The sequence below is a fragment of the Planctomycetia bacterium genome, from assembly GCA_016795155.1.
Classification (GTDB): Bacteria; Planctomycetota; Planctomycetia; order Gemmatales; family HRBIN36; genus JAEUIE01.
The window spans coordinates 115,547-131,601 of the sequence record JAEUIE010000022.1 but is presented as its reverse complement, the minus strand read 5'-3'; the positions used below and the strand labels follow the sequence as shown (position 1 = coordinate 131,601).

The 16,055-nt window shown below is 51.4% G+C and carries 16 protein-coding genes; 8 read left to right on the top strand and 8 right to left on the bottom strand.

Annotated features, from left to right (window positions below):
* Window positions 1-365 precede the first annotated feature (365 nt).
* Window positions 366-896, bottom strand: coding sequence for a hypothetical protein (locus JNJ77_09460; protein ID MBL8822801.1), 531 nt, complete (start codon window positions 894-896; stop codon window positions 366-368).
* A 179-nt stretch (window positions 897-1,075) separates the two neighbouring features.
* Here JNJ77_09460 and JNJ77_09455 point away from each other — a divergent pair, with 179 nt between their 5' ends.
* Complete coding sequence (locus JNJ77_09455; protein MBL8822800.1) at window positions 1,076-1,699, top strand: TIGR03000 domain-containing protein; 624 nt, start codon at window positions 1,076-1,078, stop codon at window positions 1,697-1,699.
* 111 nt (window positions 1,700-1,810) lie between these two features.
* Here JNJ77_09455 and JNJ77_09450 read toward each other — a convergent pair whose 3' ends face one another.
* Both JNJ77_09450 and JNJ77_09445 read right to left on the bottom strand, forming a co-directional pair.
* Entirely contained in the window at window positions 1,811-2,665 is an 855-nt protein-coding gene (locus tag JNJ77_09450; protein MBL8822799.1) for an SIR2 family protein, read from the bottom strand.
* 1 nt (window position 2,666) lies between these two features.
* Entirely contained in the window at window positions 2,667-3,701 is a 1,035-nt protein-coding gene (locus tag JNJ77_09445) for a ParA family protein (GenBank protein MBL8822798.1), read from the bottom strand.
* Between the two features lie 326 nt (window positions 3,702-4,027).
* On the opposite strand from JNJ77_09445, the gene JNJ77_09440 reads away from it, so the two are divergent.
* From JNJ77_09440 to JNJ77_09415, 6 genes are read left to right on the top strand one after another with little or no spacing between them, the layout of a single operon-like run.
* Window positions 4,028-4,702, top strand: a complete 675-nt coding sequence (locus JNJ77_09440) for a sigma-70 family RNA polymerase sigma factor (GenBank protein MBL8822797.1) — start codon at window positions 4,028-4,030, stop codon at window positions 4,700-4,702.
* The gene (locus tag JNJ77_09435) at window positions 4,699-5,466 is read left to right on the top strand and encodes a hypothetical protein (protein ID MBL8822796.1); all 768 of its coding nucleotides are present in this window, start codon (window positions 4,699-4,701) and stop codon (window positions 5,464-5,466) included. The genes JNJ77_09440 and JNJ77_09435 overlap by 4 nt, the downstream gene beginning before the upstream one ends.
* Before the next feature lie 11 nt (window positions 5,467-5,477).
* Window positions 5,478-6,587 carry a transaldolase gene (gene tal, locus JNJ77_09430; protein ID MBL8822795.1) on the top strand — a complete coding sequence of 370 codons (1,110 nt, stop codon included), beginning with the start codon at window positions 5,478-5,480 and terminating at the stop codon, window positions 6,585-6,587.
* A 9-nt stretch (window positions 6,588-6,596) separates the two neighbouring features.
* The gene (gene gnd, locus JNJ77_09425) at window positions 6,597-7,553 is read left to right on the top strand and encodes a decarboxylating 6-phosphogluconate dehydrogenase (GenBank protein MBL8822794.1); all 957 of its coding nucleotides are present in this window, start codon (window positions 6,597-6,599) and stop codon (window positions 7,551-7,553) included.
* 9 nt (window positions 7,554-7,562) lie between these two features.
* A complete protein-coding gene (gene rpe / locus JNJ77_09420) occupies window positions 7,563-8,231 on the top strand; it encodes a ribulose-phosphate 3-epimerase (protein ID MBL8822793.1) in 669 nt (222 codons plus the stop codon).
* Window positions 8,221-9,348 (top strand): lipoate--protein ligase family protein, encoded by a 1,128-nt coding sequence (locus JNJ77_09415; GenBank protein ID MBL8822792.1) that lies wholly within the window; start codon window positions 8,221-8,223, stop codon window positions 9,346-9,348. The genes rpe and JNJ77_09415 overlap by 11 nt, the downstream gene beginning before the upstream one ends.
* A 140-nt stretch (window positions 9,349-9,488) precedes the next feature.
* On the opposite strand, the gene JNJ77_09410 is transcribed toward JNJ77_09415, so the two are convergent.
* Window positions 9,489-9,881: an iron-sulfur cluster assembly accessory protein gene (locus JNJ77_09410; GenBank protein ID MBL8822791.1), complete on the bottom strand. Its 393-nt coding sequence runs from the start codon at window positions 9,879-9,881 to the stop codon at window positions 9,489-9,491.
* 184 nt (window positions 9,882-10,065) lie between these two features.
* Between JNJ77_09410 and JNJ77_09405 the strand changes: the two genes are divergently transcribed.
* Window positions 10,066-11,211 carry a dienelactone hydrolase family protein gene (locus tag JNJ77_09405; GenBank protein MBL8822790.1) on the top strand — a complete coding sequence of 382 codons (1,146 nt, stop codon included), beginning with the start codon at window positions 10,066-10,068 and terminating at the stop codon, window positions 11,209-11,211.
* A 214-nt stretch (window positions 11,212-11,425) separates the two neighbouring features.
* On the opposite strand, the gene JNJ77_09400 is transcribed toward JNJ77_09405, so the two are convergent.
* The 4 genes from JNJ77_09400 to JNJ77_09385 all read right to left on the bottom strand — a co-directional run bounded on the left by JNJ77_09400 (window position 11,426) and on the right by JNJ77_09385 (window position 16,017).
* Window positions 11,426-12,619 carry a transposase gene (locus JNJ77_09400; protein MBL8822789.1) on the bottom strand — a complete coding sequence of 398 codons (1,194 nt, stop codon included), beginning with the start codon at window positions 12,617-12,619 and terminating at the stop codon, window positions 11,426-11,428.
* Between the two features lie 287 nt (window positions 12,620-12,906).
* Entirely contained in the window at window positions 12,907-13,743 is an 837-nt protein-coding gene (locus tag JNJ77_09395) for a DUF3634 family protein (GenBank protein ID MBL8822788.1), read from the bottom strand.
* 45 nt (window positions 13,744-13,788) lie between these two features.
* Window positions 13,789-14,754 carry a DMT family transporter gene (locus JNJ77_09390; protein ID MBL8822787.1) on the bottom strand — a complete coding sequence of 322 codons (966 nt, stop codon included), beginning with the start codon at window positions 14,752-14,754 and terminating at the stop codon, window positions 13,789-13,791.
* A gap of 18 nt (window positions 14,755-14,772) precedes the next feature.
* A complete protein-coding gene (locus JNJ77_09385) occupies window positions 14,773-16,017 on the bottom strand; it encodes a serpin family protein (GenBank protein MBL8822786.1) in 1,245 nt (414 codons plus the stop codon).
* Window positions 16,018-16,055 lie beyond the last annotated feature (38 nt).

Genomic DNA, 16,055 nt, shown 5'->3' with positions numbered 1-16,055 from the left:
TTTGTTCCTTGGCCATCTGGTGAATGAGTTCCTGAACCTGGCTGCACGTTTCGATGCTGAGGCCAAGCTTGGCCTGCTTGGCCATTTTCTCCTTCATTTGCTGCGGTGTCTGCATGGTGACGCTCCGACATGGACGTTTGTGCACAAACCCACAGCGTAACTTGGGGGAGCGTTGGTTGTAAAGTATCTGCGGTAATTTGAGACGATCTGAGACAGTTGGACGTGATCTCATTTAGCCCCCGGCCCTTCAGGCCGGGGGCGTGATCGCGCGGTGACGATGCGCCATTGCGATGTATTGTTTTCGAAATAGACAATCACCTTCGCGCGCACCCGCCCCCGGCTTCAAGAGCCGGGGGCTAAATGGGTTAGGTGGATTGTTGCACGTATTCTTCCCACGGCATCAACTTTGGCCAGGGTTGCGCGGGCCAGCCAGCGCGAATGTTGTGTTGTTCCACATAATACACACGATCGTGCAGCCTTTCCCAATCAAAACAAAAGCGTTGATCATATCCATCGGTCCAGATGGGGCGAGCTATCTTCAAACCAAATCGCACCGATTCTTTAACGCACTTCATCAACTTCGCTATGTTGATGGTAGTTGCTGGCAGCACCACGTGAATATGCCAGGTTCGAACGGTTAACGCCAAGAGCCGTATCTGCATTCGCTGCCACAATTGCGAACAGATCATTTCGCCAACGAGAAATAGTTGATCTTTCGCAAAACGAAACGGTTCGTGTTTCAGCCGCTGATAATCTGCCAGTTCCAGAAGCGGGTCTTCAGGCCAAAGGATGCCTTGATCAACCCATCCACGCTGGTCGCCACGCAACCAGGTGCCATAGGTGGTGGACGTGACCAGTGTTCCAAGTGTAGCCATGCACCAGTGTAGCATATTCATTTAGCCCCCGGCCCTTCAGGCCGGGGGCGTGACCGCGCGGTGGTGATGCGCCATTGCGATGTATTGTTTTCGAAATGGACGATCACTTTCGCGCGCACCCGCCCCCGGCTTCAAGAGCCGGGGGCTAAATGGAGCCTATAATGCTGATAGACAGTATTTTCTGAGAAAGGATATTTGTCATGATTACTTACACGAACGCATTAATAGTATTGCTTCTGTTCGTCGCTCCGGGGATTGCTTTCGGGCAGCAACGTCACGCTTCTGATCGGCAGTATCCTAATCAGCCGGGCCGTCCTGGGCATCACCACCACCGACACGGCTCGGCTTTTGTCTGGGGGTTCCCCAGTTTCTATTACGGCTACGATCCGTTCTACTACACGTACAATCCGTGGTATTACACTCCGCCGCCCATCGTCAACTATTATTCGATGAGCATGCCCATACCTCGGGTTGATCCTTCCGAGCTGCTCGAAAGCGTGACCAGCAGGCGCACGGTGGAAACCGCACTTCGGCCCAACCAGGCACGTTTGCAGGTGATTCTGCCCCAGGCAGATGCTGAACTGCAGATCGATGGGCAGACGACAACCTCGGTTGGTTCTGTCAGGAATTTCGATACGCCTGAACTCGATCCGGGCATGTTGTACACCTATACGGTGGAGGCGATGTGGAAAAGCCGAGGCGAAATGCAACGGGATGTCCGCAGGGTCGATGTGCGGGCAGGAAGCCGGGTGATGGTTGATTTCACGAAGCCAGCGACCTCGGAAGCGATTGGCAAGCCGAAGACGGTTCGTTCGCCGTGGTAGGTGATTGTTGCCGCGAGGTCTCACACTGATCTGCTGAGTACAGCAGTTCAGTGCCACGGTTTTTGTTTTGAATCTGTTGTTCAGTGCCACCCTGCCGTACACATAGCATTTTCATGATATGTGAAGTTTACGGTATTCATTTACTGATTGAGTTAACTCAATCAACTTGTTATTTAGCAGCGTGTAATCACCAGCAGGATAATCTATGAATTGGATGTTGTACGACTTCGACCATGATTTTCGCAGAGCAGCATGAGCATCATCAGGTATTACTGCATAGTGCGGGTGTGCGCGCGGCGCTGCAATGTTTGCATTTTCAAGGACTAATTGAATATCAGGATCGGAGAGACTATATCCGATAAACAAGAGTGTGCTCGTCACAAATAATCCGTCCAATACATGGAAGAATCGCTCATGCTCCAATCGTTGTTCAAAATAGTCTGATCTAGTTAATACGATTTTTGATGGGTTGCTAATACAACCATGCGCCTTGACGATCAATCGTATTGGTGAGCGCAGGTCAGAAACTAAATGTGAATCGTAATACTTGCATACGTTGTAACCAGCAGCGGCATCCCCATTACGGCAGTAAGTATCATAGATGTCGTCGTAGTTTGTTGTAAGTACTATCTTGGGATCAATTTGAAGTACAGACTTATGAATTTCTGATGCAGCAAATTTAGGGGCTACTAACTCATCACGAATAAATTGTGTAAAGTCCGCTATTGCTACATCAGACTTAATTACTTCGGCTGCCTCAAGGTAACGTTTCTCAGCAATTAGTGATTCTGCAATAGCTTGCTCCGACGTAGTTTGCATTTTTGCCATCAAATGTTCAAGGAATGTCTTCCAATCGGGAGGATGGACCCCACCTATTCCTTTAGAACCTGCACTGGCACCTGAACCAAGGAAAATTGCGCATCTTCGTTCAGCCAGTTCACAAATAAGTGCGTTTGGCCAATTCATATTACACCTTCGACAAGTTGTTCATCATTTTTGCAGCTACTGCTTGTATGATCTCTCCAAATTGTTCTCTTTGCTTATATTGAGCACCAACTAATCCATCAGAGGATTGTAAATCGATAATTGGCGATGCTGCTGACTGTGCCAATGGAATTAGACTAAAAAGGTGAGGGACGTCTCCTAGGTTTGCATCAGAAAGCGTCATGCCGGAAGGGAAATAGTTTTGCAAAGATGACTTTATCTCATCTGGAACACAAGTAATGATTTCATCATAAGCTTTTGTCGGCCTCCTTTCTCCACTAATTGCCTTTGTAATGTACTGTTGCATCGTATATCCAACATAGCCATTCTTAATCGATAATTTTCGTGATATCGAGAAGTTATCCAATCTTCCTGGCTGATTACTTTCCGCTAGCTTTAGGCCGTTTTCATACTTCGCAGTCCATTGCTGCAGCCAGGCAGAAATGTTTCTTACTCCAAGTATGCTAAAAATATCGGATCCCATAGGAGTAAAGAAACTATCGCACCCAACTAATACACTCCTATTAATAGATCCAAGACTAGGTCCTAAATCAATAAAACAGTAATCGTAGTGTGGTGATAGCTTTTCGCAAAGCGCTAAGTTCCAATTTGTCTTTCTTATACCGCCTAAGTCGCCGCCTAATAGGTCATGCCATGCGCCACCTAGCCTGTCTTCAATTATTGACAGTCCTGGATGGCCAGCAATTACATCAACATTGAAGCGATTTCTCGATGAAATAAAGGGCTGAATTGAATCAGATATCCCTGAATCGCCATCTTCGATTGGTTGAAGAATATCTCGAATAGTTGTTTCGTTGGATTGTGCGCTGCTCGAATTCCAGTATAAGTCAGAGGCAGCATCTTGTCCTAAGATTAGCTGTGTTGCATTACACTGAGGGTCGCAATCAATGACTAATACCCTCTGTCGCATTGCCCTCGCGAAATATGAAGCAATATTGCAAGTAAGTGTAGTTTTCCCAACACCTCCCTTGTTGTTGAAGGCAGCAATAGTCTTCATGCTTGGAAATCCTCTAGCATTATCACATTGATAAGAAACGCAACTGCTCATCTTACTTTACACTGAGATTGGGTATTGTGTTATTGAAAAAAGTTAGGTTGCCACTGCTTAGCGGCGTTTCGCGAAGCAGTGGTACGGTTGCACGAGCATTTGTCAATTAACGTCCTGGATCGTCTCTGATCTTCAAGTGCGTCGGCTGATTAGAAACCCCTCACCCCCGGCCCCCTCTCCCCGAGGGGGAGAGGGGAGAATAAGGAGTCATTTCATTTGCTGAGAACTTCTCTCAGGGGCTACCGTTTTGCTGGTTTTGAACGTATCGTATCTCCATGCAGCCGATAGGTAAAACTAGCCAGATGTATGCCGCGCAGGATCCTGATATCCGGCTGATGTTGCGTGTTCGTAATGATGATAATGCAGCGTTTCAGGAACTGGTCACCAAGTATCAGCATCGGCTGATTGGCATACTTACCCATCTGTGTGGCTCGGCCGATGAAGCGGAAGACCTGGCCCAGGAAGTGTTTCTGCGGGTTTACCGGGCACGGAATGATTATTCGCCGCAGGCCAAGTTCAGCACCTGGCTGTTTACCATCGCCAATAATGTGGCTCTCAATGCCTTGCGACGCAGGAAGCGGAAGCCTTCCTATCAGATTGATCCGCTGGTGAGCCAATCAGGCAGCCAGATGGCCCGGCCTGAAGAGGCGCTGGTGCCTGCAGTTTCCACAGAACCCGACAGGCGGATGCGGCACCAGGAACTCGCCAATGTGGTGGAATTGGCATTATCACAATTAAACGAGCGCCAAAGGCTGGCAGTGGTGTTAAATAAGTTTGAGGAAATGAGCTATGAGGAAATTGCCCAGGTGATTGGGATATCAGCCAAAGCTGTGAAATCGCTGCTCAGCCGGGCACGCACGCAGCTTCGCGATATTCTTCGCACTTATGTGGAAACCGAGTTAATGGATGACAGCCAGGTGGCTCCCATCATGCTGGAACCGCAACCATGAACCCATCTCCCTCTAATCCTGAACGCTCTGGTTCCAAGCTCAGCCCGCAGGAGCAGGAGAACCTGACTGCGTACCTCGATCATGAATTGAATGATGCGGATACGGAACAGATCACCGCTGCGCTTTCGCGCCGGCCTGAGGTTCGCAAGGAAGCCGACAGCCTGCGGAAAACCTGGGAACTGCTCGATTATCTGCCTCGCCCACAGGCGCCACAATCGTTTACCGAACAAACGCTGACACGATTGAATTCCACCAAAGGAATTCTTCTGCAGCAGGGTATGAAGTGGCGACGTTATGCCATTGCTGGCTGGGCTGCGTGTATTCTCATGGCAGCAGCTTTCGGTTTCTGGCTGACCAACTCGGCGTTACGCGAGCCGGAAATTGTGGAAGTGCAATCGCCGGTGACAGATGTCCTTCCCGTGATGGAAACGCAGCCGGTGGAATCTTCACCGGCCAGTACCACCAGGCCTTTCAAAAAGGACCGACAGGATTCTCGACTGATCCCCCGTAATCAGCGTGAGATTTCACAACAACGCAACGAACGACTGACTCGCGATATCTGGAAAGTATTGTCTGAATTACGCAAGAAGATGACAGATGAGGAAAAGGATCGGTTGCTGGAACTCAGTCGCAAAGGCGGGTTACCTTACCTGGCCAAGGTCATCGAACTGGCACAGCAGTACAAAATTCCGCTCGTGGATCCCAATGAGGGCGCAGTTCCCACCAGGCCTAATAAAAAAGGCATGGGCAAGAACCTGGAATAAGGATGGTGGCCATGACAACACTGCAAAGCATTCAGAAGCTGGGGCAAAGTCTCTGGTATGACAATATGCGTCGCGGTCTGATTGATTCAGGAGCGTTCGGGCAATTGATCAGTGATGGCATCACGGGGGTGACTTCGAACCCGGCTATCTTTGCAGCAGCCATCAGTAAGAGCACCGATTATAACACTGCCGTTACTCAGGCAGTGGCACAGGGGATTCGTGATCCGAAGGCGTTGTACGAACATCTGGCGATTGATGACATTCGCAGGGCTGCTGATCTGTTCAAGCCGGTGTATGACCGCAGCCATGCACATGATGGATATGTCAGCCTGGAAGTCTCGCCACACCTGGCACATGATACTGATGGAACGGTGGCGGAAGCAGTCAGGCTGCATGCTACGGTGGGGCGGCCTAACCTGATGATTAAGGTGCCTGCCACTGCTGCGGGGTTACCTGCCATCACTCGGCTGATTGCCAAGGGTATTTCCGTAAATGTCACGTTGCTGTTCGCAGTGGGCGCCTATGAGCAGGTGGCAGATGCATACATGAAGGGATTGGAACAGCGATTGGCTGAAAAAAAGTCTGTAGCGTCTATTGCCAGTGTAGCCAGCTTTTTTGTCAGTCGGATTGATACGCTGGTTGATGAGTTGCTGTCGAAAAAGACAGGTTTTGATTCACTCAAGGGCCAGATTGCCATCGCCAATGCTTACGAAGCGTATGCATCGTTTCAGAAGCTGGAGATGAGCAGTCGGTGGAAACAACTGGCAGCGGCAGGCGCTCAGTCGCAGCGGCTTCTCTGGGCCAGCACCAGCACCAAAAATCCTGCGTACCCCAAGACGATGTACGTTGATGCATTGATCGCTCAGAAGACGGTGAATACCATTCCGCCTGAAACTGTCACAGCGCTGCTCGAATCGCCATTGCAGCAGCGGGTACGCTTTACCGAACAATGGGATGCCTGCATTAAATCAGCACGAACCAAACTGGAGCAACTGGACAGTGCAGGAATATCACTGACGAAAGTGACCGATCAACTGCTGGAAGAAGCGATCAAGAAATTCGCAGAACCGTTCGATCAGTTGCTCACCAATCTTCAGCAGAAGGCTTCTGCCAATTCATAAGGAGCATGCATGCAACTGGGAATGATTGGCCTGGGCCGCATGGGTGGCAACATGGTTCGCCGCCTGCTGCGTGATAAGCATCACTGCGTGGTGTTTGATACCCAGGCTGCGTCAGTTGAGCAACTGGCTCATGAAGGGGCAACGCCAGCGGCTTCGCTCACAGAACTGGTGCAAAAGCTCAGTGCACCTCGAGCAGTGTGGATCATGCTGCCTGCAGGCGAGATTACTGAAAATGCCATTGCAGAACTCCAGGCACTGTTGCTGCCGGGCGACATGATTATTGATGGTGGCAACACCAACTTCAACGATGATATTCGTCGTGCTAAAAAACTCAGTCAATCAGGAATTCACTATCTCGATGTGGGCACCAGCGGCGGGATCTGGGGGTTGGAGCGGGGATATTGCCTGATGATTGGCGGGCCAACCGAGGCAGTCAAGCATCTCGATCCGGTGTTTCGTTCCCTGGCACCAGGTCACGGAAATATACCAGCAACCGCTGCTCGGAAAGAGGCAACCAGCGCTGATCTGGGCTATCTGCATTGTGGCCCCAACGGCGCGGGGCACTTTGTCAAAATGGTTCACAATGGCATCGAATATGGCTTGATGCAGGCGTATGCCGAAGGTTTTGAATTGATGCACGCCATGCAGAAGGATCAGCTCTACCACTTCAACCTGGCTGAGGTTGCTGAGGTTTGGCGGCGAGGCAGTGTCGTCAGTTCCTGGCTGCTGGATCTCATTGCACGATCGCTGGCCGAACGTCCCAATCTGGAAGGGTTTGTCGGCAAAGTGCCTGATTCGGGTGAAGGCCGATGGACCGTGCAAACAGCGATTGAACATGGCGTGCCGTTGACGGGCCTGGCTCATGCCCTCTTCAATCGCTTTGAATCCAGGCAGGATGATCACTTTGGCAACAAACTGCTTTCTGCCATGCGGGCACAATTTGGTGGACACACTGAACAGCGTTGAGTTATCACCATGAATCGTCCCAAGTTAGCCCCGTCGATCATGACCGCTGATTTCACCAGGCTGGGTGAGCAGGTTCAGCAGGCGATTGATGCCGGAGTCGATCGCATTCATCTGGATGTTATGGATGGACACTTTGTCCCGAATATTTCTTTCGGACCGCTCGTAGCTCAATCGCTGCGTCCCGCATGCTCGATTCCGCTGGAAGCGCATCTGATGATCAGTGATGCGGAAAAATATCTCGACCCGTTTCTGGATGCGGGCGTAGACAGCGTTATCCTGCACATTGAAGCATGTCCGCAGATAGAGACTTTGATTAAACGGATACATGATCGAAAGAAACTCGCTGGCGTTACCTTGAATCCTGCCACGCCGTTAGCAGCGATTGAACACTTGGTGACGCAGGTTGATCTGGTATTGATTATGTCAGTACAGCCTGGCTTTGGTGGGCAGTCGTTCCTGCCCGCTTCGCTGGAGAAAATCAAACAGGCACGAGCATTGATTGACCGGCTAAACCCCAAGTGTGAACTGGAAGTGGATGGAGGCATCAACTTGCAGACGTTGCAGCCTGCTTTTGATGCCGGTGCTGAGGTCTTTGTTGTTGGTTCAGCCGTGTATAATCCGAAGGCATCGGTAGCAGAGAATGTGCGGCAACTCATGGAAGCAGCACATGCGCGGTGAGTGCAAGACGCCTGGCGGAAAACTGATCGCCGTCGAATATCAACTGCAGAACGAGCGGATGCACCAGATTCGCATCAGTGGAGATTTTTTTGTTCACCCCGATGCGCAATCCCGTGAAGTTCTGCACCGCCTTGCATCGGCGATTTACGACAGGCATAATGATCTGACGCTGCAGCAATGGCATCACGTTCTCGAATCCGCCCTGCCCTGGAATGTCGAATTGCTGGGTACTTCCACCCGGGCCCTGGCAGTAGCACTGTGCCGGGCACGAGGCGACACGGTGGAAATCGAGCAGTTTTCTCAGCATGAAGAACAATTCAACAGCCTGGAGGTTGCAGAGAAATTAACGGTGTGGCCTTCGCAAAGCTGGCACCTGATCCCCGAAATAGCCTTGCCGCCGGCCATGAATGTAGCGCTCGATGAAGTGTTGTGCCAGCAGGTTGCATCGGGCAAACGACCTGCCACACTGCGTTTCTGGAGATGGACAGAGCAGGCGGTGATCCTCGGTCGATGCCAGTCGGTGTTGAATGAAGTTGATGTAGAAGTAGCTCGGGAGAAAGACATTCAACTGGTCAGACGGATGACAGGCGGCGGGGCTATGTTTCTTCAGCCTCACGGGGCTATCACCTACTCACTGTATTTGCCTGAAGCACTGCTGAAAGGCATGTCGGTGCGACAATCCTACCAGATATGCGAAGCATGGGTTATTGAGGGATTACGGAAACTGGGCGTCGATGCCTATCACGCACCACTGAATGATATTGCCTGTTCGATGGGGAAGATTGGCGGCGCTGCCCAGGCACGGCGTAACAGTGTTGTGTTGCATCATACCACGATGGCCTATGAAATGGACCCGGGCGAGATGGTGCGGGTGCTGCGCATCGGCAGGGAAAAGCTCTCTGATAAACCCGCCATTGCCAGCGCTGCCAAGCGGGTAAGCCCACTAGCCAGGCAGACGGGGTTGCCACGTGAAGCGATTGTCTCCTCACTTTTTGAACACTTCAGGAATCAGTTCGGGGGTACGGTCAGTTCTTTGTGGCCTGACGAAATGCAGGTTGCTCACGAGTTGGTGATGAAAAAATATGGGAATGATGTCTGGACCTATGAGATTGCTTGAGTCAGAAATAGAAACGACCAGTGGTAAGCTGGTCGTTTGAGTGAACTTTTTTCTGTGTCGAATTTAGTTCGTCATGGTAACTAAGCGGTGAATTGGCACGGTTAGCGTGAGTACCCGACCCGCGTGTTTTTCATATGCTCTTATACCGAGAACGAACTGCCGCAGCCGCAGGTGGTCTTGGCATTGGGATTGCTGACGCTGAAGCCACGCTTGTTCAGATCGTTGTGGAAATCAACGGTAGCGCCGCTGATATAGAGCAGGCTCTTACGATCCGCGACGACGCCTACGCCATTCACTTCAAACAGTTCATCCGACTTTTCGTTGTAGTTGGGGTCAAGGTCGAGCTTGTTCTGAAAGCCTGAACAGCCGCCACCTTTTACGGAAACCCGAAGGTAAACGCGTTCTTCAGGTGCCAGCACGCCTGCAGCACGCTGCTCATCGACAATGCGACGAACTTCTTCTGCAGCACGCTCTGTGACGGTAATAGGAGGATTCACGCTGGTTTGCGGTTTGCTTTCTGCCACTGCACTCATTATCAAAATCTCCGGTTCGAGAGAATGTTCTTACCTTCCTATTATACCCTGCAATCGGGTCTAGACCAGTTGCCAAACCAAACCAGAACTCAACACTATACCCTGTACTGCCTTTTTCGAGAGTATTGCTGTGCCTTACTTATCGTGGTTTCTGGTTTTTCTATGCGTCCCGGGTACTGACCCGGTGGCAGCGCTTGAAACCTGGCTGCAACTGCCATCAAGACAGCAGGACCTCCAGCAGCAGGCCTTCGCAACTCAGCCTCTCAGCAAATCGCAAGCTGAACAGACCAGGCGGCTTCTGATTGCAGAGGATGCCAGGCAGACCAAAGCCCATCATGAAGAAGAGTGGAAAAAGAAGCAGATCACGCTGGGCGAATTGAACATGAAGTTCGATTACACCGTCTTTGCCGACAAGCCTGCGGATGGTCGGTCACTCTTCATTTCCATGCATGGAGGTGGCAACACCAGTAAATCGATCAACGATCAGCAATGGGAGAATCAGAAGAAACTTTATAAGCCCATCGAAGGCGTTTACCTTGCACCACGAGCACCCAATGATGCCTGGAACATGTGGTTCCAGCCTCACATGGATGCTTTCTTCTCACGGCTGATTCAGGATGCTGCGGTGTTTGAAGAGGTGAACGTCGACAAAGTTTACTTGATGGGATACTCCGCTGGTGGCGATGGTGTGTTCCGCATGGCGCCACGCATGGCACATCGCTGGGCTGCTGCTGCCATGATGGCTGGACATCCTGGCGATGTTCGGGCAGACAATCTGAGGAATCTGCCGTTCACGTTACATATGGGTGAAAACGACAAAGCATATGATCGCAACAAGCAGGCACTGGTCTGGAAAAAACTGCTTCTTGATCTGCGAGAGCAAGACCCGCACGGGTACACGCATGAAGTGGTGATTCAACCGGGAATGGGTCACTGGATGCAGCGCAAGGATGCTATTGCCATCCCGTGGATGATGAAGTTCACCAGGAATACGGTGCCCCGAAAGATCGTCTGGGTGGAACCGCTGCAACCGAGTTTTTACTGGCTGGCACAGGCAGAGTTTCCTGCAGATAAGCTTAAAGCAGCCAAGATGGTTGCTACGGTAGATCAGCAGAACATCAGCATCGAATCAGAGCACTTTAACGGCATCACCCTGCGTCTGCGAGATGATCTGATCAACCTGGACCAGCCCATTTCCATTCGATGGAACGGGAAGTTGTTGCCTGAGAAATCAATCCATCGAACGATATCAACTCAGAGAAAGACGTTGCTTGAGCATCATGATAAGGGTTTGTGTTTTGATGCGGAAGTAAAGGTACAGGCTCCGTGATGAGTGTTTTCAAAAGGTTGTTATTCAAAGTAAAAAGCGAAGGCAATTGCATTCAGAATCTGTGCCACACTCCGGCGTGTACTCACGACGGGGTGTGGTTTCGGAGAACTAAGTCCCGTCTCATGAATCAGAGAAGCACGCAATCGATAGAAGCACACCTCGACGTGAGTACACGTCGAAGTGTGGCACTCAACGCCCTTAACCTAAGCGTACTCTACGCAGCGGTATTCCTTGGGTAAAGCAAGTGTTTGATATCGACCAGGGGCGTGAGGAGTTGAGGAGGTTTGGGAGGGTGGTAAGTCTTTTTCCTGGGCCAGGGTTTGCGTATTTTGGCAGCATGGCGAGTGCGGCGGTCACGGAATGCTGATCGCAGTCGTTTTTCATACCCGGTGCGTCGACGATAGTGACTGGCATAGAGATGAAGATCTTCTCGAATGACCTGGAGCGCTCGAGACAGGCTGGGCACCATCTGGGCTGGTAGTCCGCTGCGCAGCACTTGCGCCAGCAGCAGTTGTACCGCCAAGAGCGAGGCTTCCACTTCTCGATGGACGGTCTTGATCGTACGCCCCCACAGCTTCACTTTGCCCAAGGTTCGCTTGTAGGAACGGAAGAAGCACTCGTTCTCCCAACGTAGTCGATAGAGTTTGCCGATCTGCTTCCGAGAGAGGACGTGTCGATCCAGCACCGTGGTCAGCAGCCAGACATCCCCGCCGCCCTGTTTGCCGGTGATGCGTACCAGTCGGGCCGGGATCGGCGGATGATCCCGAAACCGGCTCACATCGGGGCACCACAACACCCGGCCTTGTTGATAACGTGTCATCGGCACGCGCGACTGCGTGAACAGTTGCACGCTCGATTTCATCCGCACCACCATGTGATGGCCGCACAGAATAATCCTTAAATACAGGGCATAACTGACGAAGCCGGCATCGGCTACAATCAAGGAGTTCCCAGGCAGACAAGTCAGCATCGCCTGTAACTGGGATCGTTCGCTGGCATTTCCTTTTCCCACCTTCCACCACCATGGCACGCCCGAGAGCAGATGCACCAGAGCGGTGATCCACACCTGCGGCGCCGACGAAGTGCTGACGGCGGGCAAGCGTTCCTCCAGTTCCTGGGTGCGTGGGCAGCTCAGGCGGCTGCCATCGACTCCTACCGGAAAGAATCCCGCGATACGCTGCAACAAACCTCGCTCCAACAGGCGATCACGAATGCAGCGGCTCAGAAGGTGAAACACACGTACTGGCAGACGATGCAAGGCCTTGAGAAAACCAGGCACGGTACGACCGGGACGAGAGCGCTTGGGACGGCAGGCAATGACGAAAGAACAGGCGACCTGGAATCGCTCTTCCACCGTGTGCTGTGTCAGCCAGGTCATGGCCAGCAGCGCCAGGATTAAGGGTTGCATGTCCCAACGACGCTTCCGCTTCGCCGGACAAACACTTTGGGCTTGCTTCCACACCGCCGGCGTGAGAAAGTACCTCACGCTGGTAAGGAACCCAGACGGCATCGATAAGCTTGCTTCCGACTTCCGTGTCGTGCGCATAAGCCGTTCCTGTCTCAGGAGTTGTTGTTGATCTCCTCCTTGTGACAGAGAACGGCTTTTTGGGCACGAGCAACTGACGCGACGATTTAGGTTGAGGGCGTTGTGTGGCACGGTCACCGAATCGTAAGTGACCTATGTCCCTGATTCGACTATTTCTTTCTCAGCATGGCGAAGAAGTTTCGGATGCGTTGCTGTTCGCGATCAGAAACGGAGCCTGCAATGCTCAGACGCATTCTGCCATCGGCTTCATTCCAACCTTTCACCATGACGTTGCGTTTCATGGGCATGTCCTGCTTGAAAAAGGTACGAACAGCTTGTACATAGGCTTCAGGAAAACTGCCTTTTACATAGGCGTTGCCATCCTGCTGAAAGAGAATCGTGAAGTCGGGACGAGGATTGAAAATATACCATGCGACCAGGCCGCCGATACCCAGCAAGCCAAAGACAATCCAGAGCCTGCTGATATCCCACGAAGGCGTGAGATTGATCTTGCGCAATACTTCTGAAACTGCCGAGCCTTTCCCGAGCTTGGGCTGCCTGCCCAACACCTTCTTGTAAAGCTTGATGCCTTCCCCCCAATCTTCCTCATTCATTTTGCCATCACTGCTGATGGCGACTTCGTCACTGCTGAAATGATCGAGCACCACCAGCAAGCAGGCGGTTACGACAGCGTCGTAATCTTTGCCATTGGTTTTGCAGAAGTTAAACCCCGTGCGGCCTGGAAATACAAAAGGTTCACCAATGTCATCTTCTTCACCTTTCATGTTGAAGGTGATGACAGATTCCAGCACGGTAGGTTCACCGGTGCCGTCTACAGATGCCAATCGAACCGGACTGGCTTGCAGAATGAATTTCATTTCCTGAACACATTTCTTGAGCTTTGTCGAGTCAGGCGATTTCTTCCATGTCCAGTTATGGCCGTAGCCTGCCAACGTGGTTGAACCGAAGCCGAGACAGATCAAGATGGAGAAAGATGTACGCAACATGGGCAGGTTCCTGGGTGATACCTGCCTTAACTGTAGCTTAAAACTTTACGTTAGCCAGCCACTCCAGACAGAAGCGGGCAAAGTGAGCAAGGCGATGCCGATAATGGCAAGGAAGGTCCAGACAATTTGCATAGGCGTAGGGTGTTCCTTCAGAAAATATGCTGCCACAGGAATCACAAAAATGGGGTAAGTGGTGCTGAGCGTGCTGACGATGCCCGTATCCACCAGTTGAAATGCGTAAGCCTGCAAGGAAATGCCTATGATGGTTCCGAGGAATGCAGCCAGGATCAGGTAGCCCAGTTTTCGCGGTTGGCTCCAGAGCATGACCATCCCCTGCCGACCGGTTGTGGAAGTGCCAGTGATCAAAGCCAACACCAGAAACGCCGGGATTACTCTTAATAACACGCAAGGAAAAATGCTCTCGTTTTTCAGCATCTCTCCAGTTAAGGCATACGATCCAGCCGTACAGATTGCCGAGGCAATGGAAGTCCCCAGGCCATAGAGCCATCGCCTGGTAACCTTTTCGCCCGATTTCTGTGGCGCTGCAGCCAGGATCACACCTGCGACTGCCACCACTATGACGACCATGCCGAGCACCTGCAGATTGTTCATGGACTTGCCGAGATAAATCCAGTCAATCAGGGCATTGAGGGGTGGAGTGAGACACTGCAACGCTGCAGTGAGTGCAGCACCAAGATAGCGAATCGAAGCGAAGAAAAAGGTATCTCCGAGTGTCAGTCCAATGACGCCGGATGCCATCAGCCAGCCTGTTTTTTCCCAGGATTTGGGGAATGCATAGGAACCCTGGAGCATTCCCTGCCAGGCCAGGAAGTTGAGTGTGCCAACAATCAGACTAAACCCGATGAGGGCTACGAGCAGTTTGTTGAGGTTCAGAACCTGAGCAGGCACGCCGTGCCCATGTGCCTTGTAGAGCGAAATGGAACACGACCAGATAATACTGGCAGCGAGTGCTGCCAGTTTTCCAGCATAGGGAAGCAGGTCAGCATCCATGTAAAAACCGTTATCCAATTATTGCCTTGGGTCGACAACGCGTCCCATGAAGAGTATGCTGCCAGTCTGCCTGTCGCGGATCAAGTAAAGATATGGGTGATCTGCTTTGAACTCAACAGGTGGTGGTTGTTTGCTGGGTGTTGAATACTCTACCATTGCTACTGCAGTTGCTGCTGCTGCTTCCGTGCCTTCTTCGTTGATTTCACAAAATGCCTTGTGATAGACTTCGGAAATATAAAGCTCGCGGGTGCTATCTATTCCGGAAAAGTCCGCTATGCCTGCTTCAAAGGCATCGGTCATACCCATGCTCACCAAAGTCGTTTTTAATGGCTTTTCGTAAGTTGTTTTAATTCGAGGCAAGCTCAAGATTACTTTCGGTGAGGTCATCTTCTGCACCAGTTGGCTGACCATGCCTGAGCTTAGTTGTGATTCCGCTTCGCCCAGGTTATTTCGTTTTCGCGGCAGCAAGATCACCATCGAGAGACGATCACCGGCATAAGGAAGCTCCAATGCCTGGAAAAGATCGTTTTCTGCATAACGCATGGATGCGGTCCTAGCCATCATCTCTGCCTTCACTTTGTCATCACTCGTGATGAAGAAATCCCCAGGGCGTGTTGCACTCTTACTGAATGGCGTTTGCCAGGTTCCTTTGAAGTAAATGGCGTTGGTCAACACCAGGCGAGTCAGGCCAGTGATGCTGCCTGAAGGCAGGAGGTTCTTAATCCTCTGGTTGGTCTGTGCTTCTACCCATTGATTGATGATCGTTCTGCTCTGCTCGGCTTCACCTGCAAAGTCGAGCGTACGCCCTTCGGCACGGAAGGAATGTTGCAGCCCGGTGACAAAATCCGCTTTGAAGGGATGTGCATTCTGTCCCCACAGTGCATTGGCAATGCGAATTTCGTAGCCTTTGGGCTGATGCAGCATGGAAGTCATCAAATCGCGATGCAGGGTGGTATTCAACTTTTGATCTGTGCCGAGATGCAGGCATTTGAGCATCTGAGCCTCGGTTTGATTTCTTGCGCCAGTGGAGACCATCGCTAATGCAGTGGAAATGCTGTAGGGTGAGAAGAAGACGTTGCCTGGCTGAGTGCGTAAACGGTGGTACAGTTCGATCCCGAAATCGTTGTTCTGTTCAGCGAACTTTCTCAATTCATGGAGTGTGGATTGTATGGGGGGAGGTTCAGCAGTGGTTTTCAACAGTGATAATGCACTCAGGGTGATTGCTCCGATAAGGAGCAGGAACATAATTCGGTAGTGTTTCATGATTGAACTCCGGATTTAATATCGTGACGCTACTCATT

What these genes read in the sequence shown, in the direction of transcription:
- JNJ77_09460 (MBL8822801.1), bottom strand. Translation starts at nt 896, where the DNA reads ATGAATATGCTACACTGGTGCATGGCTACACTTGGAACACTGGTCACG.
- JNJ77_09455 (MBL8822800.1), top strand. Translation starts at nt 1,076, where the DNA reads ATGATTACTTACACGAACGCATTAATAGTATTGCTTCTGTTCGTCGCT.
- JNJ77_09450 (MBL8822799.1), bottom strand. Translation starts at nt 2,665, where the DNA reads ATGAATTGGCCAAACGCACTTATTTGTGAACTGGCTGAACGAAGATGC.
- JNJ77_09445 (MBL8822798.1), bottom strand. Translation starts at nt 3,701, where the DNA reads ATGAAGACTATTGCTGCCTTCAACAACAAGGGAGGTGTTGGGAAAACT.
- JNJ77_09440 (MBL8822797.1), top strand. Translation starts at nt 4,028, where the DNA reads ATGCAGCCGATAGGTAAAACTAGCCAGATGTATGCCGCGCAGGATCCT.
- JNJ77_09435 (MBL8822796.1), top strand. Translation starts at nt 4,699, where the DNA reads ATGAACCCATCTCCCTCTAATCCTGAACGCTCTGGTTCCAAGCTCAGC.
- tal (MBL8822795.1), top strand. Translation starts at nt 5,478, where the DNA reads ATGACAACACTGCAAAGCATTCAGAAGCTGGGGCAAAGTCTCTGGTAT.
- gnd (MBL8822794.1), top strand. Translation starts at nt 6,597, where the DNA reads ATGCAACTGGGAATGATTGGCCTGGGCCGCATGGGTGGCAACATGGTT.
- rpe (MBL8822793.1), top strand. Translation starts at nt 7,563, where the DNA reads ATGAATCGTCCCAAGTTAGCCCCGTCGATCATGACCGCTGATTTCACC.
- JNJ77_09415 (MBL8822792.1), top strand. Translation starts at nt 8,221, where the DNA reads ATGCGCGGTGAGTGCAAGACGCCTGGCGGAAAACTGATCGCCGTCGAA.
- JNJ77_09410 (MBL8822791.1), bottom strand. Translation starts at nt 9,881, where the DNA reads ATGAGTGCAGTGGCAGAAAGCAAACCGCAAACCAGCGTGAATCCTCCT.
- JNJ77_09400 (MBL8822789.1), bottom strand. Translation starts at nt 12,619, where the DNA reads ATGCAACCCTTAATCCTGGCGCTGCTGGCCATGACCTGGCTGACACAG.
- JNJ77_09395 (MBL8822788.1), bottom strand. Translation starts at nt 13,743, where the DNA reads ATGTTGCGTACATCTTTCTCCATCTTGATCTGTCTCGGCTTCGGTTCA.
- JNJ77_09390 (MBL8822787.1), bottom strand. Translation starts at nt 14,754, where the DNA reads ATGGATGCTGACCTGCTTCCCTATGCTGGAAAACTGGCAGCACTCGCT.
- JNJ77_09385 (MBL8822786.1), bottom strand. Translation starts at nt 16,017, where the DNA reads ATGAAACACTACCGAATTATGTTCCTGCTCCTTATCGGAGCAATCACC.